Source organism: Lachnoclostridium sp. (genome assembly GCF_031997925.1).
In the GTDB taxonomy this organism is placed as follows: domain Bacteria; phylum Bacillota; class Clostridia; order Lachnospirales; family Lachnospiraceae; genus Lachnoclostridium.
Window position 1 is genome coordinate 121321 of sequence record NZ_DAMADT010000002.1, and the last position, 23194, is coordinate 144514.

The following is a 23194-nucleotide window of genomic DNA, read 5'->3' on the forward strand; positions in this document are numbered from 1 at the left end:
ATCGAATGAGAAAGGGCTTGAAGAACAAGGCAAGATACTAAAGTCTGAGTATAGTGAACTAGCCAAGGAGCTACAAGGATATCTTCCTATTGACCAAGAAATCGCTGAATGTATTCAGATAGGAAAAGATTTAAAGTCAAAGATAACGAAACTAAAAAGCCTTTTAGAAGAACTAAATCGTATAGAATTAGAGTCAAGTAACTTAAAGGAGTTACAACAAGAGTATTTTAAGAAAGAGAACTCTTATCAAGCGGCGAATAAAGAGTATCAAGTCTTAGAATTAGCGTATTTTCGTGAACAAGCGGGCTTGCTTGCAATGAATCTTAAGGACGAAGAGCCATGTCCTGTCTGTGGTTCTACCAGTCATCCAAAGAAGGCAGAATGTAGTAAGGAAGCGCCTACTGAGGCTATGTTAAATCAGACAAAGGGAAAACTTGAGAAGGAAACAATTGCACTTAATCAGCAAAGTCTTTCCGTTAGTAATCAAAATACTAAGATTTCTTTGATGTGGGATAACTTAGGTGTAGTGTGTGAAGAGCTCTTTGAAGAAGCAGTTGGCAAAGATAAGATAAAAGATCGAATCACAGAAGAATTGTCCCGAAGTGAAGAAGTATTTCTTCAGAAAAACGAAGAATATAGAGTACTTAAGAAAAATCAAGAGAGAAGAGACTGGTGTAATAAGCGTACAGCAGAAATCACAGCTGCTCTTGAAGAAAACGTACAGAATATTCAGAACCTTAATAAAGAAAAAATAGTAATTGCTACTGTTCTAGGTCAGATAGATGGAAGCAGAGAACAGATTTTAGAACGAAGAAAGTATGCTACCAAAGAAGAATGTGAAAACAAACATACTTCCCTTCTAGTGGAAAGCAATCAAATTCGCAATAATCTGGAGCGACTAGAGCGAGAGTTTCGTGAATTACGCTCTCAGTGGTCCGCACTAAAGGCTGTTATTGAGGATAACGAAATAAAAGAAGCGAAGCAAAAGGCTACCTTAGAGGAAGAAGAAAAAGCTTATCAAAAGAAGCTGATTGAAACATCCTTTGGTTCAGAAGAAAGCTATCTTGCTTGTCTTTGGGCAGAAGATAAAATAGAACAGACGCAGAAATTGATAGAAGATTATGAGAAACAGGTATCTGAACAACATTTAATGATAGAAAAGTTGGTTAATGAAATTAAAGATACGGATTCGGTGGATATACAGATACTTCATGAAAATCGTAACGAGATAATCTCTCAAAAGTCAGTGTGTGAACGCCGGAAAGAGGAAGTAAATCGAAGAATTCGAAATAACGAACAGATTTACCTGGATGCAAAGAAACAACTGGAGGCAAAGGGAGAGATTCAAAGAAGGTATCTTAGTATCAATGAACTTTCTAAAACAGCAAATGGTGAACTTACAGGGAAAGTTAAAATAGCTTTTGAGCAGTATGTACAAGCTTTTTATTTTGATACAGTCATTGAAGAAGCAAATAAAAGACTTCGTAAGATGACATTTAGCCAGTATACTCTGCACCGTGCAGACAGTATCAACCTCAGAAGTCAAGGGGGATTAGAAATCTTCGTTATGGATCATTACACCGGAAAGCAGAGAACTGTAAAGTCTCTTTCTGGAGGAGAGTCCTTTAAGGCTGCGCTCGCACTCGCTCTTGGGCTATCCGATGTCATCCAAAGTTACGCAGGTGGTATTGAGCTTGATTCGATGTTTATTGATGAAGGCTTTGGTTCCTTGGATTCAGAGTCTTTAGAACAAGCGATAGAAACGTTGATTTCTTTAACTTCTGGAAATAGGTTAGTTGGTATTATCTCGCATGTAACGGAACTTAAGGAGAGAATTGATAAGAAGATTTTGATTCATAAGACGATGGAAGGTAGTTATATTAAATAGTGAAACATAAAGGAGGGAATTTGATTCCCTCCTTTATGTTTTTAACTGATATCTTTTAACTGTTTATAGAGAAAGTATACAACATTCTTTTCTTATATCTTTAGCCTTCCGGATTCTCAATAATAGGCTGAATTTGTTTCCCCTCCAACGCTAACTCAAGAGTCGGAATGATGAGAGAGGTATTTGAAATCATAGAGTTCGGCTTTTTATTAAAGTCATCCTGACCAAATGGAACGAAGTATACATTTTTACAGTTCAACATGGAACCCACATTTTTAAAGTTAATACCGAGAGCATCATTGGTAGCTAAGGAAATAGCGAGCGGTTTTTGATTACGCAAATGACCTTTCGCAGCCATTAGGACTGGAGTATCGGTGATGCCATTGCAAAATTTTGCAAGGGTGTTACCAGTACATGGAGCAATAATCAGGATATCAATCATTCCCTTAGGACCTAGTGGCTCTGCTCCGGCGATTGTTAAGACCGGTTTATTTCCAGTGATTTTTGTAATTTGCTCCATAAAATCAGCTGCTTTCCCAAAACGACTGTCGATGCTTTGAGCATTAAAAGAAAAGATAGGTATTACATTCGCTTGTTCATTCACTATATTTTGAATTTGTTGTATTATTTTTGCAAAGGTACAAAATGAGCCAGTTAGTGCTACACCAACATTCTTACCTGAAAGTTTCATAGTTTCACATTCCTTTTTTACTCTTTCGAGGAGGCACTGCCGCTAATACAATTAAATAAAGCTGTCACTAAGATCGTAGCAGATGCTTTTGGGGCATAAATTCCAGGAAGCCCAAGGCATAGAGAGGCATTGATTCCCAGTTGATTGCAATAATCGAAATTTACGCCGCCAGGTTTTGATGATATATCTATAATCACTGCATCTTTTCGCACATAGCTTATCAGTGCAGAATCCAATACCATAGCAGGAATGGTATTAAAGATAAATGGAAAACGATGCAGATGCTTGCTAAGCTCCGAAAGTGGAATATTTTCATATCCATAGGCATCGGCATATGCTAATGCTTCTTCATTACGTGCGCCAACACTAACTTTTGCACCCATTCCTTTTAATTTGTCTGCTAGAATTTTAGCACAACGACCAAAGCCTAGGACAAGGCACTCGTTTTTGTGTAGGTTGACGGTACTGCGAAGGATGGCTTCCGCTATAGTTCCCTCTGCAGTTGCAATGGCATTTGCGATGCTTACAGATTCAATTTCCATAAAGTCATAGAGGCGAATATTTTTTTTCTCACAATACTTAGACATGGATTTATCAAAACAACCTCCGAAGAGAGTATGACCCTCCGTTAAATTCTCCTTAAGCTTATCAAGGGTTAAATCAGGTACTGCATGTTTAGAGAAGATATCTACCTGATTTTTGGAGACTGGAATAGGACATATCACGATATTCCCAAAAGATAATGCTTCTTTTAGTGTGGTCGCTTCATATATGGTATCGCCTAATTCTCCACGGTCAAGACCATAGACCGCCACAGGAAAACCAGCTTCCATTAGTTGTTTTATCATATAATACTGTCTTAAATCTCCGCCTAGAAAGACAATTTTACTTAGCTGTGACATAGAGCTACCTCCTTCTTCTATAATATATGAATGGTCATTCATTCGGTTCCACTTTCATAAAAGCAGTATTCTTATGTAGACAAATTCTTAATGTTTAGGTAACATATAAGTTATAAGGGCTTGGTTTACCAAGTAATAGATTATTTTGTAACAATAAAGGGAAATACCACCATCCTTCATATGCCGGTAGTAATTATATGCATCGTTATTATGGGATATTATAGATAAAAAGGCTTAGTTGATTATATCCGAGGATAGGTTATTAGCTACGGCAGGTGTATGATAATACTAAAACTGTCTAATAACAATTTTAAGTATACGAAGACGAAGGTTGGTGTGATCAGTAGAAGGTTTTTACACCATGAAGTTATGCTTTGAATACTAGGGCATGATTTCATAAGAATGGAGGTTAGCATGAACATTTTTTTGATAAGACATGGCAGACAAAGCAGTCAGCTATGTAACGTGGATGTAAATCTTGCAGCAGAAGGAAGAGAACAGGCAAAACTTCTTGGGAAACGGCTTAGTGAGTATGGAATTGATTGTCTTTACTCCAGTGATTTACTTCGAGCAAGAGAAACCGCAGAAATAGCGAAGATATATTTAGGCGATGTAGATTATCGAATTAGAACAGAGCTGCGGGAAATCGATTTTGGACGTATGACTGGAAACAGTGATGAATATAATTTGGTGACTTTAAAAAGAAACGGATGGAATTATCGGAGGATTTACCGTTCCCTGGTGGTGAATGTGGACAGGATGTGGTCAAACGAGTTAGAGATGTGCTAGAAGAGATGATACATTCTGGAAAACAAAGAATAGCGGTAGTAACTCATGGAGGAGTCATCCGATCCATTGTTACAGACATCTTAGGTATGCCACAATCAAAGAAGCTGCTATTTGCGGTATCGCTTGAGAATACCAGTATTACACAGCTTCGATTTGATCGGGATTATCAACGTTTTTATTTAGAGCGCTTTAATGATTTTGCTCACCTTGAGGAAAATAATAATCTATTACGCAGAAGTTGGTAGGTTATAATAAGTTCTCTAGGGTGTCTTCTACTAAGGATGATTTATAAGAATATCGATTTTTGATATCAGGTACTGCATTATCCATTACATAACCATAGGAGACTAAAGAGAGCATCTCTAGGTCATTATAGTTATCGCCGAAAGCCATTGCCTCGTCTGGGCTAAGGGATAGATAATCTAATAAATGGCTTAGAGCCGCTCCTTTATTTACGAAAGGATTAACAAAGTCTAGCCATTGTTCACCTGATATGGTCGCTTTTAATTTATCACCAAAAAGTGAGGTAAAATAGGAAGCAGAATGAGAAATACCTTCTATTTCATATACTGAAATTTTTATGATGTCTTCTGGTATTTCATGAAAACTAGTTACGATTGCTACGTTGTTCTTAACGATGTTTTTCATACGATCAATATAACTATCAGTTTTTGGAATCAAATAAGAAGTGTTTTGACCTGAGATAAGAACTTCGCAACCTTCTCGCTCATAGATAGTTTGACATAGTTCTTTTGCCAACTTATGATCCATAGCGCTTTTATATAAAACCCTATCTTGATACATGACAAGGGAACCATTTTCACAAATAAATGCCATATGCTTGGCAACATCTTTAAAATTACGGTATAGATTTGGATATTGACGGCCACTGGCTGCCACAAAGAGAATATCTTTATCATGTAGTTGTTTAATAATAGCGATAGCACGGTCACTTACTTGCTGGCATCCGTTTTGTAGTAGTGTTCCGTCCATATCGCTAGCAATTATTTTAATCATAGGTCCTCCAGTGAAATTTTTCCCCTATTATAACAGGTTACTATGATAGATTCAAGGCGAGAAGTTTGGAAGGCTTCATCATGATCTAGTTTCAAGAAACGTTTGCAATATATAAATATATAAATGCAAGGGGATAAGAGAAAGTGCATAGTTCGTTTATTTATTCATAACAAGGAAAAGCTTGTGAAGCGTGCTTATTCTTGTATAGTATTAAACAAAAGTTATACTGACATACAATAATTTTCAGTGTTTCTACTATTGTATATTTGTAATAGATACTTCATAATTATTCAGTGTTAGTGATTTTCGGAAGAGAAAGCGGAGAGGATTAGCCATGTTTACTAGAAAAAATCTTATCAAGTTATTGGTTCCACTTGTTATTGAACAGCTGCTTGCGGTTACGGTTGGTATGGCAGATACCATAATGATTGCAAAAAGAGGAGAAGAGGCTGTTTCAGGAATTTCAGCGGTGGATGCGATCTGTGTGCTTTTAATAGGTCTGTTCTCAGCCTTAGCAACGGGTGGTGCTGTCGTGGCAGCACAGTATATTGGGCAAAAAAACAGAGAGAAAGCCAGAGAGGCTGCTAACCAATTAGTGTTATCCGTAGCATTTTTATCGGTAATTTTAATGGTTATTTCTTTGATAGGAAATGAAGCAATTTTACATCTGATTTATGGTAAATTAAGCCCACAGACGATGCAAAATGCAAAGACATATTTTTATATCGTAGCAGTATCCTTCCCATTTATTGCGATATATAATGCAGGAGCTGCTTTGTTTCGTGCCATGGGGAATTCTAAGATATCTATGATGACATCCCTTTGGATGAATATCATTAATATAACTGGAAATGCAATCCTCATCTTTGTGTTTGGTATGGGAGTAGCAGGGGCAGCTATCTCAACCTTATTATCACGTATGATTGCTGCTATTATAGTTATCTATCGTTTACGGAATCAAGAAAATGCCATATGTATCGAATATAACTTTCGCTTAGGCTACCAACCGGAGATGATTCGACGAATTTTAAAAATCGGTATTCCAAATGGTTTAGAGAATAGTATTTTTCAGTTTGGTAAGCTTTTGGTAGGCAGTTTGATCGCTATGTATGGCGAGGTTGGAATGACAGCGAATGCAATTGGAAACTCTGTAGCATCGTTTAATTGTATCCCTGGTAGTGCGATTGGGTTAGCAATGATTACTGTAGTTGGTCAATGTGTAGGTGCAGGAAAGCTTGACGAAGCAAAGAAATACACATGGAAGCTTTTAAAATATGCAAGTATTTCAATGTTAGTGCTCAATATCATCGTATTGTTAAGTGTCAATCCGATTGTAAATTTATTTGAGGCTCAAGCAGCTACGAAAGAGCTTGCAACGAAGTTGATTATATATCATTGTATCTGTTGTATTATCATCTGGCCTTCTGCTTTTACACTTCCAAATGCTTTAAGAGCTGCAAATGATGTGAAGTATACGATGTTTACTTCCATTTCATCGATGTGGATCTTCCGTGTTGGTTTGAGCTTTGTATTAGCGCAGAATTTTGGCCTTGGTGTGTTCGGTGTTTGGGTAGCGATGACGATCGACTGGGTTTTCCGAGCCATCTTATTCATTAGTCGTATGGTTAGTGGTGGATGGAAAAAACATGCACGGATGAGCATACGTTAACTGAGTAGGAGAAGTATGATTAAGTAATAAATACATGGCTAGGTAAATAGAAGCATGATTAAGTAAATAGTTACATGATTAAGTAAAAGATACATGATTAATTAAATAGACACATGATTGAGTAAATAGATACATGATTGAGTAAATAGATACGTGATTAAGTAAACTGATAAATAGAAAAATAACTTAAAAGGTTCTTTGAATTGTAGGATAAGTAACCTAATTTTATCACATAATACCATGGAAATATGTGAAGTTAGGAGTGTTATCGGAGTGAAAAAAAGAGCCATAATATTAGTGATTGTAGCTTTTCAGGTATTTTTATGTTCTCATACGAAAGTAAATGCAGGTGAGGATTCATTTCGTCTGGGAGATTTAGCGGGAAAAACGGTGATTTTGCATACGAATGATACTCATGGAAGAGTTCAATTGGGGAAGGATAATAGCGTAGGGCTAACAACGTTAGCTGCTTTAAAGGATGCTTGTATTGCAGCAGGAGCAGAAGTTCTTTTATTTGATGCGGGGGATACTTTTCGTGGTACTACTCTAGCGACTTATAATGAAGGAGAAACGATTGGAAAGTTAATGAATGCTCTTGGTTATGATGCTATGGTGACTGGCAATCATGACTACGAGTATGGAACTAATCACCTTGTAGATTTAGCAAACAAATTAAATTTTCCTGTTTTGGGTTCCAATGTGATTGACCTTACAACCAATCATTTATTATTTGGAGAACATGTACTCATTAAAAAAAATGGTGTTACCTATGGAATTTTTGGACTTAGTACGCAAGCAACCATGACGCTCAATGATGCACGTAAGGTAGAACGTATTACAATCATGAGCCCTGTTGATGCTGCACGTATGGAAGTTGGTTATTTAAAGAGCGCTGGAGCAGATGTAATTATAGCTCTTGGGCATCTTGGTATAAATGGTAAGAGTCGCTTAAATAGTATTGATGTGTTATCGACGGTGGATGGCATTGATTTATTTATCGATGGACACAGTCATAGTACCCTCTCTGAGTGTGAAAGTGTCAATCCAAGAAAGAATACCTTGCTTGTAAGTTCAGATCAGTATTTGAATGCCATTGGTGTTGTGGTTATTGATAAAAATCTGAAAATGAAGGCGTACAGTCTGACACAATCAATGCTAGATGATTTAAATGTTCTTACCAAAGAATCGGATGATTTAGAAATCGATGAGAAAAAGGCTCCTTACACGAAAGCAGTGAATAAGATATTACAAAATGCAATAAAGGAATGTAGTCAGGGGCTAAGTCTGCGAATCGGAGCGAATAATGTTCGAATGTCAGCAGTTCCTTATGACAATCTATCAATTTTAGCAGAAAATACAGCATTAGAGACTTCCGTTACCACAATGGTTGGTTATAAGGAAAAGGAACAACAGTTTACGACATTTCGCTTGATATTTTCTATGAAGAGATAATCCATTCGTTTACATCTATAATTTACTTTGATATTATAACCTTACAGGTTGGCATCTTCATCTCAGCGGGTGTTAAAGAACCCACTGAATTTACAGCGGAGCTACTGTAAGGTAACGAGCAAGCGGATTCTAAGTATTCGCTTTGACGTTAAAAAGATTAGTACAAGAAAGATTAGTATAAGAAGTACGGAATCAAGGATTTGTTTTAAATACATTATTGGATTTCATGAGAAGGAAAGATAACTTGTAGAGATTCGCCCTCAAGATAGAGATATGTATAAAACAAATCCTTGTTACTATGAGGAGGAAATGTTATGTTACAGAGGAAAGAATGGAGTGGAGATTACGGTGATGTAAAGCAAATTGGTAGAACGTATTCTAAGGATGGAATCCGATGGCTTTCTTTATCAGGAAGTGGAATCGAGTTTCACTGTGAGACTGAATTGGTCGAAATCGCATTTGTTTCCGATAGTTCTGTTCATGGACAGAATGGGACTGATTATGCAAGATTTGCAATGTATATCAATGAAGAACTTGTTTTTTGCGATACACTAAAAGAAAAACAAAAAATAGTTAAAATCTTTGAAAGTAGGATTAAGCAGGAGATTAAAGTCCGTATCTTAAAGATATCAGAAGCACCCCATTCCATGATTGGGATAGAGAAAATTATATTACATAGTGATATACCGCCTAAGAAGACCGAAGATTTGGCACACAAGATTGAATTTATTGGAGATTCCATTACCTGCGGGTATGGTGTTGATGCAGAGAATGAATTAGTACATTTTACAACATCTACTGAAAATGTGACCAAAGCATATGCTTATCTGACTGCAAAAGAATTAAATAGCGATTATAGTATGGTATCGTATAGCGGTTATGGTATTGTAAGTGGATATACAGAGAGTGATAAAAAAGATACAATTCAGATTGTACCAAAATACTATCAAAGTGTAGCTAGATGCTTTGGTACGTATAAAGACATGCCATTATTAGAAAATGTTCCATGGGATTTTTCTAAGTACATCCCAGAACTTATCGTTATTAATTTAGGTACGAATGACAATACCTATTGTAAAGATAAAAAAGAACGCCACGAAGAATATCGAGATGAATATGTAAAATTTCTAAAGGTAGTGAGAGAAAAGAATAGGGATGCAACCATTTTATGTACTTTGGGACTGATGGGTGCTAATCTATATCCAATGGTAGAAGAGGCGGTAACTCTTTATCAAAAGGAAACGAAAGATGATAACATAGTTACCTTTAGATTAACAGAACAAGATAAAGCGGATGGCTATGGGGCAGATTGGCATCCAAGTAAAGTGACACATCAAAAGGCTGCGACACAGTTGACAGAAAAGATTAAAAAGATTATGGGATGGCAGATTTAAAAATTCTCCTTAAGATTAAATCTAGATAGAGCGTAAAACTAGTAGAAAGAGCATGGATTAAGTTAAAATATCAGTCAGTTATAAACATAGAGTATGGAATAAAAAAATCAGTCACGGATATATATCCATGACTGATTTTTTTAATTTATGGAACAAATTAAAGTTTCTCTGGTTCGTCGTATTCAACACCCAAAGTTTCTACAGTAACTTTCTTTAATTTCTGCTCTTCCAAAGGACGATCATTGTAATCAACCTTTGTCTCAGCAATTTTATTTACAATGTCCATTCCTTCTGTTACTTTACCAAAAGCAGCATATGCACCATCAAGGTGTGGGGAATTTTTATGCATAATAAAGAACTGAGATCCTGCGGAGTTTGGACGCATGGAACGTGCCATGGATAAAACGCCTTCGGTATGCTTTAAATCATTGATGAATCCATTTTGTGCGAACTCACCATGGATAGAATAGCCAGGACCACCCATACCGCTTCCTTCTGGGCAACCACCCTGAATCATGAAGCCTTTAATTACACGATGGAAGATAAGTCCATCATAATAACCTTTCTTAATTAAGGATATAAAATTGTTTACGGAAGTTGGTGCGATTTCAGGATAAAGTTCAGCCTTAATCACATCTCCGTTTTCCATTTCAAATGTAACAATAGGATTTTTTTCTGCCATGATATTCTCCTTTATTATTTCTTTTCAAAGTTCTTCGCTATTATATCATATCTGAGGCCATTCCTCAACCATATAGTTACAGGGTTACCAAGGCCTTCACATCTATACATAGTTATCCCGAAATTATCTATAGTTAGGAATCTAGATTTGAAGCATTTCATGAGTGTTCCTTTCGATAATAATGAGACAAGTTAATATTATGGTGTATCATAATGATACAAATGCATTGTAAAAGTGCACTAATCATTCATTGAAAATTATATAAAAGGTAAATGTGTATAATATATAATTAACAAAGATGCTATAAATAGGTTAAATTGCACAAAATGATATTGAAATCCATCCTGTTTTAGTATATTATTAGTGTATCAAGATGGTACAGTGAAAACTGAATGAAACAAGAGAAAAGATAAGGAAAAGGTGAGAACACATGTACAAAAAAATGATTGATATTCTGAAAGCTGAACTAGTTCCTGCTTTAGGATGTACAGAACCGATTGCAATAGCACTTGCCTCAGCAAAAGCCAGAGAAGTACTTGGTGATATGCCAGACGAACTTACTGTGGAATGCAGTTCTAATATAATAAAAAATGCCAAGAGCGTAGTCGTTCCTATGACGAAAAATCTTAAAGGTATTGAAGCTGCTGCTATCGTAGGTATGATTGGCGGTGATGCAAACAAAAAACTGGAAGTGCTAACTACGGTAACAGAAGAGGATTTGGAAGAAACGAAACGCCTTTTAACAACTGGATTTTGTCAAACAAAATTTCTTCAAACGACAGAGAAGTTACATATTATCGTACATATGAAAAAAGGGGAGAACTCCTCTTTGGTTGAATTAGTAAAAACACATACAGGGATAGCTCGCATTGAAAAAGATGGCGTTGTTATCTTTGAAGAAGAAATTGAAGATTGTGATGGAAGTACCGTAGATTATAGTGTAGCGAGTATCTTAGAATTTGCGAACCAGGTAGATATCGAAGAAGTAAGACCAATCTTAGAAAGACAAATCGAATATAACACAAAGATTGCAAAAGAAGGTCTTCGTAATACATATGGTGTCAATGTTGGATCAACATTATTGGATGTTTACGGTGATGATGTAAAAATCAGAGCAAAGGCTATGCCAGCAGCAGGATCCGATGCAAGAATGAATGGATGTGAACTTCCTGTCATCATCAATTCAGGCAGTGGCAATCAGGGAATGACAGTATCTCTTCCAGTCATTGAATTTGGAAAAATGTTAGATGTAGAGGATGAAAAAATTCTAAGGGCCCTTATAATCAGTAATCTGATTGCAATATATCAAAAATCTGAAATTGGAAGATTGTCAGCTTATTGTGGGGCGGTAAGTGCAGCTGCAGGAGCAGGTGCAGGAATTACCTATTTATATGGTGGAAACGAAGAACAAATTAACCAGACTATCATCAATACGCTAGCAAATGTATCAGGAATCGTTTGTGATGGGGCAAAGTCCTCCTGTGCAGCTAAGATTGCGTCTGCAGTAGATGCAGCAATTGTTGCTACCATGATAAGTCTAAAGGGGAAAGGCTTTCTATCTGGCGATGGTATTGTAAAGGATACAATTCAAAAGACGATTGACGGAGTGGTAACTTTAGCAAAGGAGGGAATGCAGGAAACAGACGAAGTAATAGTAAAGATAATGTTAAACTAAGTAGCACAAAACACAAAAAATGGAATATTGAAAGGGACGAGGAATATGAGAAAATTAAAAAGAGTATTTGGGTTGATTTCATTAGTGGCTATTGTAGTTTCAAGTATGACGGGGTGTGCGAACAAAGGTAAAACAACATCGGGGGATAGTTCCAGTGCTGAAACCATCAAAATAGCTGTAGCAGGACCAATGACTGGTGATAATGCAGAATATGGGATTGGATTTACCAATGCAGCCAAGATGATGGCGGATGAATGGAATAAAAAAGGTGGCGTATTAGGAAAGCAGATTAAAATTGTACAGTACGATGATAAGAATTCCTCAGAAGAAGCAGCAACCATTGCTCAGAAGATTGTCAGTGAGGGTGATATTGCAGGTGTTATCGGACATTTCTCTTCTGGTGTATGTTTAACAGCAGCACCTATTTATCAAGAGAATAAATTGATTGAGATCTCTCCTTCCGCATCTCATCCAGACTATAGTTTAGTGGGTGATTACATATTCAGAAATAATACGGTTATCAGCGCCGAGGCAGCAGCAAGTATTGATATCGCAGTCAATGACCTTGGAAAGAAGAACATTGGTATTATTTCTATTAAGACAGATTGGGGAACAAACACATCAAAGATTATCAAAGAATTAGTTGAAAAACTTGGTATAGATGGTGTTTCTATCGTAGCACATGAAGAAGTTGTAGAAGGGTCTGATGACTATAGCCCAGCAATCACAAAGTTAAATCAGGCAGGAGCTGATGTAGTAATCTGCGCTGGTATGTACAATCTTGTAGCTCCCGTTGCAAAGCAATATAAGCAAATTAATTCTGATATTAAAGTAGTTGGTTTCTCTAATTCATATAGCCAACAATTAATTGAACTTGGCGGCTTAGCAATAGAGGGTGTATGTTTCCCAGTTATCTTCTTCTCTGAATCTAAGGATGAAAAGATTAAAAACTATGTTAGTGCTTTTGAAAAAGAATTTGGTAACAAACCAAGTGCTTTAACTTCACAGGCTTATGACTCCGTTGGTATGTTATTATCTGCAATTGAAAAAGCAGGTTCTACAGATAAGGAAGCTGTTCGAAATGCATTAGCAGAAGTAGATTACGAAGGTGTAACAGGTCAGACGAAGTTTGATGAAAATGGTAATGTAGATAAAGCATTTGTAAAAGTAACAATTCAAGGTGGAAAATTTGTAAAGATGAACTAGGCTAGATAGACAAGAAAGGGGGGCTGGCAAAACGGAATAGTTTGTTACATACCTATGGTTTTGCCAAGTCCCATAAAGGTGAATAAATGATTGGACAACAGATATTTAATGGCCTAACGCTTGGAATGTGTTATGCGCTGCTCGCAGTTGGCTATTCCTTGGTATTTGGCATATTGCGTCTGGTAAACTTTTCTCACGGTTCCATATATGCCTTTGGTGCTCACACGGCTCTTATGCTTGTCAGTATGAATTTAGGAATAGTTCCAGCAGTTTTACTTAGTTTGGTATTCACCGGATTATTAGGCGTATTAATTGATAAAACTGCGCTCGAACCTTTGCGTAAAAAGAATTCAATTCCAATAGCGTCCCTTATCACAACAATTGGTATTTCTAATATAATACAAAATTTATTAACCGTTTATTTTGGTAGTGAGAAAAAAGCTTTTCCAGCACTTTTTAATTTTGGTGTTATTTCTATCGGAAATATTCAGATTACATGGACACAGATTTGCATTTGCATCGTATCCTTAGGACTGATGTTACTTCTTGTTCTTGTAGTAAAGAAAACGAAGATCGGGCTTGCGATGCGCGGCTGTGAACAGAATCCTAAAGCGGCAAATCTTATGGGTGTTAATGTTAATTTTGTAATTTCCTTTACGTTCTTTCTTGGTGGAGTTTCTGCAGCGATAGCAGGGTCCTTAATCAGTGGATATTATCAGATTGTATATCCTAACATGGGCTATATGGCAGGTTTGAAAGCGTTTGCAGCAGCAGTACTTGGTGGTATCGGTAGCATCCCAGGAGCATTAGTTGGTGGTTTGTTAGTTGGTGTATCTGAGAGTATGGCAGCAACGTTCCTTGGTTCTACCTATAGAGACTGTATGGCGTTTGTTATTTTAATTATTGTGCTAATTGTAAGACCGAACGGCTTATTTGGCAAGAAAGGTATAACAAAGGTATAAGGGCATGAATGGAAAAGAACGCAAAGAAAACGAAAGTAAGTCAGTAAAGAAATACTTTGTTTATTACATAGAATATAATGTGAATCGTTATAAAGTTCCGCTTGCTATCCTTTGTGGAGTACTGCTCTTAGTGTTTCCAAAGATAATCTCGGACCGTTATATTTTAACGATCTCTGTAAAAATAGGTATCTATATCATGTTGGCGCTAGGTCTTAATATCTTAGTTGGGTACACAGGCTTGGTATCCTTAGGACATGCAGGCTTCGTAGCCATTGGAGCCTATACTGCCTCCCTTCTGGCCACCAAATTAGGATTTGGTTTTTTCCTATCCGTACTCGTTGGTATGGTAGTAGCAGCATTAGCAGGACTTTTACTTGGATTACCAACCCTACGATTATCAGGTACATATCTTTCCATTGTAACACTGGGATTTGGTGAAATTGTAAAAACCATTGCAATGAACTGGGATCCGGTAACGAATGGTACCCTTGGTGTAAAGAATATCCCTAGCCCAATGTTTTTTGGGTGTAAGTTAACCATTGCAAATCACGGACTTTATTATTTAATGTTAGCAATGTTACTCATCGTTACAGTATTTTGTTATTTAGTTTATAAATCACGTACTGGTAGAGCATTTTTAGCAATCAAAACAGATGAAATGGCTGGTACCATGATGGGTATTAACGTTACCTATTATAAAGTATTAGCATTTGTACTATCCGCAGTGATTAGTGCAGTGGCAGGTGCTTTGTATGCTACTCTTATCGGATATATTGATCCGAACACATTTACGTTTGATGTTTCAACCTTAATTTTAAGTATTGTTATCTTAGGTGGTATGGGGACGATACGAGGCATGTTTGTAGGTGCTGTGATATTAATCTCATTTCCGGAAGTATCAAGATCTTTAATGGATTACCGTTTCGTAGTATATGGACTTATTTTGATTCTAATGATGAGATTCCGTCCACAAGGTTTACTTGGTTGGCAATCACAGATTCCATATAGATTATCAAAACATGTAAAAAAGCAACTAGAGATAGATGCGAATCAAAATCAGGAAAGCAGCAGTCTATAGGTGGAAGGAGGGAAGAAAACATTATGGCTTATTTACAAGTGAATGGCATTACAAAGAGATTTGGAGGTATTGTCGCCGTTGATAAAGTCAGCTTTGAAGTTAACGAAGGTGAGATTGTTAGCATTATAGGACCGAATGGTGCTGGTAAAACAACAATATTCAATATGTTAACCGGTGTTTATACCATAGATGAGGGCGAGATTATATTCGATGGCTGTGCAATTCATAATCAGAAACCTCAGGAAGTTGTGAAAGCTGGTATTTCGAGAACTTTCCAAAACATCCGCTTATTCCAGGACCTTCGAGTAGTAGAGAATGTATTAGTTGGTACTCACATTAAGACAAAATATAGTTTTCTTGATTCTGTGTTACGTACGAGAAGATTTCGTAAGGAGGAAGATGAGAAAGTATTGACCGCAATTCGAATCCTAAAGTCCATCGGATTAGATAATCGCAGAGATGATTATGCGCAGAATCTTCCTTACGGAGACCAAAGAAAATTAGAAATCGCAAGAGCGATTGCAACTGGTGCGAAAGTACTTTTGTTAGACGAACCGGCTGCAGGTATGAATCCACAAGAATCTGCGGAGCTTCTTCAGTTTATCAGAAGCTTGCAAAAACAGGGCTATACCATTATTTTAATCGAACATGACATGAGTGTAGTTATGAATATCTCGGACCGTATTTATGTCATTGACCACGGAAAACCAATAGCACATGGTTTACCAAAAGAAATTGCAAATAATGAAAAGGTAATTGAAGCTTACTTAGGAGGTGTTGGTACCGGTGCTTAAAGTGGAAAAGTTACATACCTATTATGGAAATATACACGCTCTTAAGGGCATAGACCTTGAGGTAAACAAAGGAGAGATCGTTTCTCTGATTGGTAGTAATGGTGCAGGAAAGTCAACCTTACTAAGTACTATTACAGGCATCGCGAAGGCACAAAGCGGTACCATTACCTTTAAAGGAAATAACATAACGAATACAGCTCCTTATCATATTACAAAAACGGGAATTAGTATCTCTCCAGAGGGACGTGAAGTATTCCCAAGTTTAACAGTGGAAGAAAATTTAAGGCTTGGTGCTTATATTGTCAACGATAAGAAAAAGATAGCAGAAGGATATGAGCGTGTCTATGAGCTATTTCCAAGACTGAAGGAAAGATATAAACAAAGCGCAGGTACAATGTCTGGTGGTGAACAGCAGATGTTAGCAATTGGACGTGCTTTAATGAGTAATCCGGAACTACTTTTATTAGATGAGCCATCCTTAGGTCTTGCACCAAACATCGTATTACAGATTTTTGACTTAATAAAATCAATCAACGCACAAGGGGTGACTACCCTATTAATTGAACAGAATGCCAATATGGCACTTAGTGTATCAAATCGTGCTTATGTACTTGAGAATGGCTTAGTGTCCATGTCAGGTGATGCCAAAGAAATCGCGGCTGATCCTAGAGTAAGAAAAGCATATTTGGGTCATGCCTAAAAGACACGAAAGGAAGAATGGAGGTAAGTATGAAAAAGATTATTAATGAGCCAACGAAGGTTGTATCAGAACTTCTCAAAGGTATGGAGCTTGCACATCCTGAGTTAGTCTATACAGAAAAACTAGAAGTAATTGCAAGAAGAGAAAAGAGCAACAAAGTTGCAGTAATATCAGGTGGTGGTGCAGGACATGAGCCAGCACATGCTGGATATGTTGGAAAAGGTATGTTAGATGCTGCTATCTCTGGTAATGTATTTTCCTCACCAAGTCCAGACAGAATTATAGAGGGAATTAAGCAGACGGATGCAGGCAAAGGTGTTCTGATGGTAATCAAGAATTATTCTGGTGATATCATGAACTTTGGACTTGCTAAGGATTTGGCAGAGCTTGAGGACATCGAGGTGGAAAGCGTTGTTGTAAGAGATGATGTCGCTGTTCCAGACAGTACTTACTCCACGGGACGTAGAGGTATTGCAGGAACTGTATTTGTTCATAAGATTGCAGGAGCAAAAGCTGAGAGTGGTGCTAATCTGCAGGAAGTAAAAGCAGCGGCTGAGAAAGCAATCGCAAATATCAGGAGTATGGGAATGGCAATGACTCCTTGTATCTTGCCAGCAGTAGGAAAGCCTGGATTTGTACTTGAAGAAAATGAAATAGAAATCGGTATGGGAATTCACGGAGAACCAGGTGTGGAGCGTACTACGGTAAAGACTGCAAAGGAAGTAGCTAAAATTTTATTAGATAAGATCTTAGAGGATTATGACTTCTCTGACAGCGAAGTGGCTTTATTGGTCAATGGTCTTGGTGGCACACCACTGATGGAGTTATATATTCTAAATAAAGAAGTGCAAGAGTTGCTAGTAGAAAAGAATATCAAGGTATATAAAACTTTGGTTGGCAACTACATGACAGCACTTGATATGAGTGGATGTTCTATCACATTAATGAAACTAGATGAAGAGCTTAAGGAATTACTGGATGCACCTTGTAATACTCCTGGCCTTACTATTAATTAAGAGGTGAATGCGATGGGATTTCAATTAACAAGTAAAGATTATGCTAATTATATTAGAAAAGCATACGAATTAATTCACGCGAATGGTGATTATATCACTGCTTTAGATAGTGCAACCGGAGATGGAGATCACTGGACCAATATCAATATGGGCTTTGAAAAATTAGTTGAAGTTGCTGAAGAGTTAGAGCAGAAGAGCGTATTTGAGGAGTTTATGCAGATTGGAACAATTATGATGTCAGTAATCGGTGGTTCTTCTGGTGTACTTTATGGAAGTGCTTATCTGGCTGCTGCTAAGGTATTAAAGGGAAAAGAGACGATCGGCAATGAAGAATTATGCCAGGTGTTAGATGCAATGTTACAGGCTATTATGTCTAGAGGTAATGCACAGAAGGGCTGGAAGACAATGATTGATTGTTTGGCTCCTGCAGTAGAATGCTATCAAGCTTGTATAGCGGTGGGAATCGATGAAAAAACGACAGCTGACAAAGTAAAACAAGCTGCAATCGTTGGTGCTGAAAGTACCAAGGCTATGGAAGCAGTGAGAGGCAGAGCTACTTATCAGGCAAATAAAGGAGTAGGACACCTTGATCCAGGTGCAGTAACCATGTCTTATCAGATTGCAACATTGATGGATTGTGTGAAAGAACTTTGTGAATAATCAGCTATTAATCTAGGTGATTAATTATAAAAATAAAAAATACAAAATAGGAAAAGGAGTACATAATTATGATTAAGAATGAAGCAAGTGACAGAGGACAACATATTGAGGATTTACGTAATGCAATCGAGCATAGAGCAACATGGTTCTATTACTTAGTGCAGGAAGCGAAAAAAAGAGGTTTAGATTATGATTTCGCAAGTGATGCGATTACAGCTTGTGGTTGTTTCCATGGTGATAGCAAATATACTAAGACGGATGATTTAAAAGCATTTGCACCTGAGTTTGTGAGCGAGAATGTTCGTAATATCTTTGAGATGGACACAGAAGTTACAGACGATGAATTCAACATTACATTCCACTATTGTCCATTAGTAGCTGCATGGAAGAAACTAACGGATGATGAAGAGGAAATTGCAAAGCTATGTGATATTGCAATGGATGGTGATAGAGGTATTTGCAGTACATTTCCTGATTTCGAGTTTGAGTTAGGGAAAACAATTGCTAAGGGAGATCCAATCTGCGAGGTTTGTTTCCGTAAGAAACAGAAATAAGTTTGGGGGGTAACTGCAAGATACTATTTTTGCAGTTCCCCTTTCTTTTGTCAAAAATATTCTCTTTGGTTAAAATTGCTAAAATAATTATAGAAGAAAGCCTCTGCTTGATTTGTCTTTTATAATATGAAATAATAAATTCTGGGAGGTGTAAATAATGCTGGAAACAATTCTTGGATCAATCAAAGAATTTGTAATAAGATTTTCTGATATAATCTCAAATACTGTTGATTCCGATGTTATTATCGCGGATAATAACCTAAAAATAGTAGGGAGCAAATTTCGATACTTTACTCTGTATAATGAAATAGAAGTAGGATCCTTAATATCTGAGGTAATTTCAAAGAAAGAAAAAGTTATAGTAAAGGATAAAGGTGATATAGAATCCTGTAGGGAATGTGAACAATTTCATGATTGTAAGATGATAGGATTTGTAGGAGTACCTATCTATTATAAGGACTGTGTGATAGGGGCTATTGCACTGTTATTACCGCAGCATCGCGTGGAGTCTTTGTTTCAGACAATTGATACATCAATAGAGTTTTTGGAAAATATGGCGGAACTTTTATCTGGTAAGATAGAGTACTATAATCAAAACCAGTCTCTTAGCCAAATTATTGTTGAGCGAGAAGCGATGATGGATTTACTATCAGATGCTGTTGTATTTACAGATTATTATGGAAATATACAGCACTGTAATAGCAGATTTAAGAAGCTTTTTACATCGGATAAAAACGTTAACGGTAAACAGTTACAAGAATTATTGCCACATGCTATCTTCGATGAATATTTTAGTGAATACAATGAGTTAAAAAATATAAGAGTATATATAACTTGTGGTTCTTATTCGTTCTATGGATTTGTTTCGAGTAAACAGGTAATAGTAAATGGAAAAGAATATGGAACCATGTTTGTGTTCGAAACGATGAATCAGGTTCAGAAAAATGTTCAGTTATCAGAGAAAGGATCTATGGTAACATTAAAATGGGCAGAATGGATTTATCCACGTGATATAATACAGAAGTCAAAAGCCTTGGCTGTGACAGGAAAGACAATTTTAATTAGCAGCAAGAATCGAAATTTGAGTGAATTACTTGCAAAAGGAATCACCAATTTCTCAGAACGAAGCCTAAATGGACTAAAGATTCTATTTTGTGATAACATGTACCGAGATTTATTAAATGTTTTTTTATTTGATGAGTTTGGAGAATTAAGAGATGCCAATAATGGGACAATGTTAATCCACGATGTTGAGAACTTACCACTTTATGTTCAGGAACGGCTTTTGTATTTTATAAAGACAGGTAATATTAAGTTAAATAATAATACGAGTGTAAAATCTGATGTTCGACTCATCTTTTCTTCCACAGGTGATTTAAAAGAACTCGCGAAAAATGGGCTATTTTTAGAAGAGTTATACTATCATATCTCAGAGCATGAGATCATAGTTCCAAATCTGCAAGACGATATGACATTATTTAAACTTTTAATTAACTCAGGTTTAAGTTATTACGGGAAGGTATATCAAAACAATAATGTTTCCTTAGATAAGGAAGTGATAGAATATCTCTTTCGTTCTAGCTATAAGGAGAATCTCAATCAGCTTGAATCAGTTCTAGAGGCCATTGTAAGAAAGAATGACAATGAGGTAACGTTAGACGACATCAAAGATATGGGGTTTTACAAACAAAAAAATCAAAATGATATATCTTTAAGTACTTTTGAAATGGAGAAAATATCGGAATTATTAAAAACAGGATGTAGCAAATCAGAAATTGCCAGACGCCTTGGAATAGGAAGAGCAACTCTTTATCGAAAGCTTGTAGAGTATGGAATATCTGATTAGTTTAAATTATAAAGAAATGCTTTTGTAAGATAGGTGGTATCATCTGTTAAGCAAAAGCTTTTTTGCTTTAAAAAAGTTATTGCAATACGTATATATTTTGATTACAATATGGTAAAATGTGTTAAGGTGTCGATTTTACATGGAAATATTTACTGAACTCTTATTTTAACCTCATCAGGGAAGAGACTTACCTGAAATGCCACGTAGTGGTAATTGGATTATGAGCAAGTATAAGCGGACTGTGAATATCCGCTTTGTCATATTCATAGGTATAAGGATAGACATTTAGAAGCATTCTTAAGAAAGTTTAGACTTTAACATCAGCAGAATCATAAAATAAGGAGGAATCGTCGTGAATGTAGAAGAGTATAAAAAGATTGTTGAAGCCAATAAAAATAATGGAGAAATAGGAGCAGAGCATAACGAGTTAAACAAAGTATGGACAAAGAATAGAAAGGGTAAGATGCCATATTTGCTTAAGGTATTTTTATTTTCCTTTCTCTATGCGATTGCGATATTGATTTTAATGTTTATTTTTGACGCAATAACAGAGGAATATAGTATATTGCTGATGGTACTTACAGTTATCGCATCTATCCCTATATTAATTGCATTTGGTAAGAAAAATATGAGTAATTTTATTACTTATATTTCATATGATGGCGACTTGTATCGCTTGATGTATACGAAACAAAATCTATCGTTTACGTCAGATGTATTACCAATTCAACTACTTGGTGCTGCTTTAACAATGTCTGGAGCAAATAAAGCGGTAAATAAAGCTGCCAATGCGGGAGTAGATATCGAGAAAACAATCAATATTATGAGCAATGATCCTAATACATGGCGTATTGATAGGATAAAGGAACTTAAAGTACATAAACATGGATTTAAAGCAAAGGTAGTCGTTACAATAGTAATGACGAATAAAACAAAATCCAAGAATATAAGCGTATTGGATGATTATATGGATTATTCTTCATTATTAGATACTGTTAAAAAGTTAAAGTAAACATATATATGAGAATATTTTGATTAAGATATTTTCTGATAGAATAGAATGCGGATAATTATAAATAACTTATTTCTAATTATAAAATAATTTATATTGCGAACATGACATACTGTTGTCGTGTTCGCAATGTTATTATTTAGAAAGAAAAAGAGGGAAGAGTTAATAAGATGGTGTCTTTTCTCTGTATAAACAGGAAGGAAAATAATGAAGGGAGTAAGTTATGAAGGAAGGAATTATTAAAAAAACATGTCAAATAGTTGAGAAAAATACAGGTGAGGGAACCTATTGTGCTCTAGGTTTAATCGATCATGACGGATACCCAACGATATCTACTATAACTGCTTCTAAGGCGGACGGAATCAGCTGGATTACATTTTGTACAGGTCTAAACTCAAGAAAATCGAATCGAATCAACAAGTGTAATCGTGCAAGTGTATGTTTCAACTCTGATGATTATAATATAACCTTGGTTGGTACGATTGAAATTCTAACGGATTTGGAAACCAAAGAAGAAATGTGGTATGGAGGGCTTATAAATCATTTCAGTGGACCAGATGATCCTAATTTTTGTGTTTTGTGCTTTAAGACAGAACGATACAGTGTTTTGGTTGATTGGGAGGAAGTTGCTGGAACTATAGATTCCAATGTCAGTGATATATAATTACATATAAGGATAACAAAATGACTGCTCTCGTGAAGCAGTCATTTTGTTATCTTTATATATTTAATTTCCTAATGTATTTATGACATTTACTCCGTTTTTATTAACGATTCAATCTTTCCGCTTCCTCTTCTGTATTATATAAAGCAAGCCTTAACAATACCGCATAATCAATGTTTTTCAATAGATCCTCTTGCTCTGCTATTGATTCACATTGTATGTCTTTTATATCATTTACACTTAAGGAAAAAAATCTTGCTGCCAATACATATTCTTTTCCTGGTTCAAGTTTAACTTTATTTTTTTGGTTTTCACCTAAGACACTTTGTGAACTGAAATCTAATGTTTTATTATCAGGGAATTGAAAATAACGAGGGTTTAATAAAGTTCTAAGACCTTGTGTTTCAGTCATTAAATTCCATTCAACACCTTCACATGCGGAATAATCATTTTTTATAGCATTGGAATTGATATACAAATCATAAGTTTCTGATGTTCCTCCATACGATATAGTATAAGAATTAGTTTTTTCGCCCTTGATCC

21 protein-coding genes and 1 pseudogene are annotated in these 23194 nt (G+C 36.2%); 17 read left to right on the top strand and 5 right to left on the bottom strand.

Annotated elements, in window-relative coordinates; all coding sequences use genetic code 11:
* Nucleotides 1–1888, top strand: a 1888-nt coding sequence (locus RTP52_RS02105; protein ID WP_312368928.1) for an SbcC/MukB-like Walker B domain-containing protein, incomplete at its 5' end; no start/stop codon positions are given.
* Between the two features lie 100 nt (nt 1889–1988).
* Here the strand turns inward: RTP52_RS02105 and RTP52_RS02110 are convergent.
* Both RTP52_RS02110 and dpsA read right to left on the bottom strand, forming a co-directional pair.
* Nucleotides 1989–2579: a dipicolinate synthase subunit B gene (locus tag RTP52_RS02110; RefSeq protein WP_312102832.1), complete on the bottom strand. Its 591-nt coding sequence runs from the start codon at nt 2577–2579 to the stop codon at nt 1989–1991.
* A 17-nt stretch (nt 2580–2596) separates the two neighbouring features.
* Nucleotides 2597–3481: a dipicolinate synthase subunit DpsA gene (gene dpsA, locus RTP52_RS02115; RefSeq protein ID WP_312102834.1), complete on the bottom strand. Its 885-nt coding sequence runs from the start codon at nt 3479–3481 to the stop codon at nt 2597–2599.
* Between the two features lie 414 nt (nt 3482–3895).
* Between dpsA and RTP52_RS20335 the strand changes: the two are divergent.
* A pseudogene (locus RTP52_RS20335) lies at nt 3896–4515 on the top strand (histidine phosphatase family protein).
* Between the two features lies 1 nt (nt 4516).
* On the opposite strand, the gene RTP52_RS02125 reads toward RTP52_RS20335, so the two are convergent.
* A complete protein-coding gene (locus RTP52_RS02125) occupies nt 4517–5287 on the bottom strand; it encodes an HAD family hydrolase (protein WP_312368931.1) in 771 nt (256 codons plus the stop codon).
* A 334-nt stretch (nt 5288–5621) separates the two neighbouring features.
* Between RTP52_RS02125 and RTP52_RS02130 the strand changes: the two genes are divergently transcribed.
* The 3 genes from RTP52_RS02130 to RTP52_RS02140 all read left to right on the top strand — a co-directional run bounded on the left by RTP52_RS02130 (nt 5622) and on the right by RTP52_RS02140 (nt 9802).
* The gene (locus RTP52_RS02130; protein ID WP_312368932.1) at nt 5622–6956 is read left to right on the top strand and encodes an MATE family efflux transporter; all 1335 of its coding nucleotides are present in this window, start codon (nt 5622–5624) and stop codon (nt 6954–6956) included.
* 273 nt (nt 6957–7229) lie between these two features.
* Nucleotides 7230–8408, top strand: a complete 1179-nt coding sequence (locus RTP52_RS02135; RefSeq protein WP_312368933.1) for a bifunctional metallophosphatase/5'-nucleotidase — start codon at nt 7230–7232, stop codon at nt 8406–8408.
* 314 nt (nt 8409–8722) lie between these two features.
* Nucleotides 8723–9802, top strand: a complete 1080-nt coding sequence (locus RTP52_RS02140; RefSeq protein ID WP_312368934.1) for an SGNH/GDSL hydrolase family protein — start codon at nt 8723–8725, stop codon at nt 9800–9802.
* 157 nt (nt 9803–9959) lie between these two features.
* Here RTP52_RS02140 and RTP52_RS02145 read toward each other — a convergent pair whose 3' ends face one another.
* Nucleotides 9960–10484, bottom strand: a complete 525-nt coding sequence (locus RTP52_RS02145; protein WP_312368936.1) for a peptidylprolyl isomerase — start codon at nt 10482–10484, stop codon at nt 9960–9962.
* A 430-nt stretch (nt 10485–10914) separates the two neighbouring features.
* On the opposite strand from RTP52_RS02145, the gene RTP52_RS02150 reads away from it, so the two are divergent.
* The 12 genes from RTP52_RS02150 (at nt 10915) to RTP52_RS02205 (ending at nt 22651) form a co-directional block, all read left to right on the top strand.
* A complete protein-coding gene (locus tag RTP52_RS02150; RefSeq protein ID WP_312368938.1) occupies nt 10915–12159 on the top strand; it encodes an L-cysteine desulfidase family protein in 1245 nt (414 codons plus the stop codon).
* Nucleotides 12160–12204: 45 nt separating this feature from the next.
* Complete coding sequence (locus tag RTP52_RS02155) at nt 12205–13365, top strand: ABC transporter substrate-binding protein (protein WP_312102855.1); 1161 nt, start codon at nt 12205–12207, stop codon at nt 13363–13365.
* Nucleotides 13366–13451: 86 nt separating this feature from the next.
* Entirely contained in the window at nt 13452–14327 is an 876-nt protein-coding gene (locus tag RTP52_RS02160) for a branched-chain amino acid ABC transporter permease (RefSeq protein ID WP_312368939.1), read from the top strand.
* Between the two features lie 4 nt (nt 14328–14331).
* Nucleotides 14332–15405 carry a branched-chain amino acid ABC transporter permease gene (locus RTP52_RS02165; protein ID WP_312368940.1) on the top strand — a complete coding sequence of 358 codons (1074 nt, stop codon included), beginning with the start codon at nt 14332–14334 and terminating at the stop codon, nt 15403–15405.
* 23 nt (nt 15406–15428) lie between these two features.
* Complete coding sequence (locus RTP52_RS02170; RefSeq protein WP_312368941.1) at nt 15429–16199, top strand: ABC transporter ATP-binding protein; 771 nt, start codon at nt 15429–15431, stop codon at nt 16197–16199.
* A complete protein-coding gene (locus RTP52_RS02175; protein WP_312368943.1) occupies nt 16192–16899 on the top strand; it encodes an ABC transporter ATP-binding protein in 708 nt (235 codons plus the stop codon). Before RTP52_RS02170 ends, RTP52_RS02175 begins: the two co-directional genes overlap by 8 nt.
* Before the next feature lie 29 nt (nt 16900–16928).
* Nucleotides 16929–17915 (top strand): dihydroxyacetone kinase subunit DhaK, encoded by a 987-nt coding sequence (gene dhaK / locus RTP52_RS02180; protein WP_312368944.1) that lies wholly within the window; start codon nt 16929–16931, stop codon nt 17913–17915.
* A 12-nt stretch (nt 17916–17927) separates the two neighbouring features.
* Complete coding sequence (gene dhaL, locus RTP52_RS02185; RefSeq protein WP_312102872.1) at nt 17928–18575, top strand: dihydroxyacetone kinase subunit DhaL; 648 nt, start codon at nt 17928–17930, stop codon at nt 18573–18575.
* Between the two features lie 68 nt (nt 18576–18643).
* Nucleotides 18644–19129 carry an L-2-amino-thiazoline-4-carboxylic acid hydrolase gene (locus RTP52_RS02190; RefSeq protein ID WP_312368946.1) on the top strand — a complete coding sequence of 162 codons (486 nt, stop codon included), beginning with the start codon at nt 18644–18646 and terminating at the stop codon, nt 19127–19129.
* Between the two features lie 157 nt (nt 19130–19286).
* Nucleotides 19287–20975, top strand: a complete 1689-nt coding sequence (locus tag RTP52_RS02195; RefSeq protein WP_312368948.1) for a sigma 54-interacting transcriptional regulator — start codon at nt 19287–19289, stop codon at nt 20973–20975.
* 352 nt (nt 20976–21327) lie between these two features.
* A complete protein-coding gene (locus tag RTP52_RS02200; RefSeq protein ID WP_312102880.1) occupies nt 21328–21987 on the top strand; it encodes a hypothetical protein in 660 nt (219 codons plus the stop codon).
* Between the two features lie 223 nt (nt 21988–22210).
* Complete coding sequence (locus RTP52_RS02205; RefSeq protein WP_312368950.1) at nt 22211–22651, top strand: pyridoxamine 5'-phosphate oxidase family protein; 441 nt, start codon at nt 22211–22213, stop codon at nt 22649–22651.
* Nucleotides 22652–22754: 103 nt separating this feature from the next.
* On the opposite strand, the gene RTP52_RS02210 is transcribed toward RTP52_RS02205, so the two are convergent.
* Nucleotides 22755–23194, bottom strand: a 440-nt coding sequence (locus tag RTP52_RS02210; RefSeq protein WP_312368951.1) for a hypothetical protein, incomplete at its 5' end; no start/stop codon positions are given.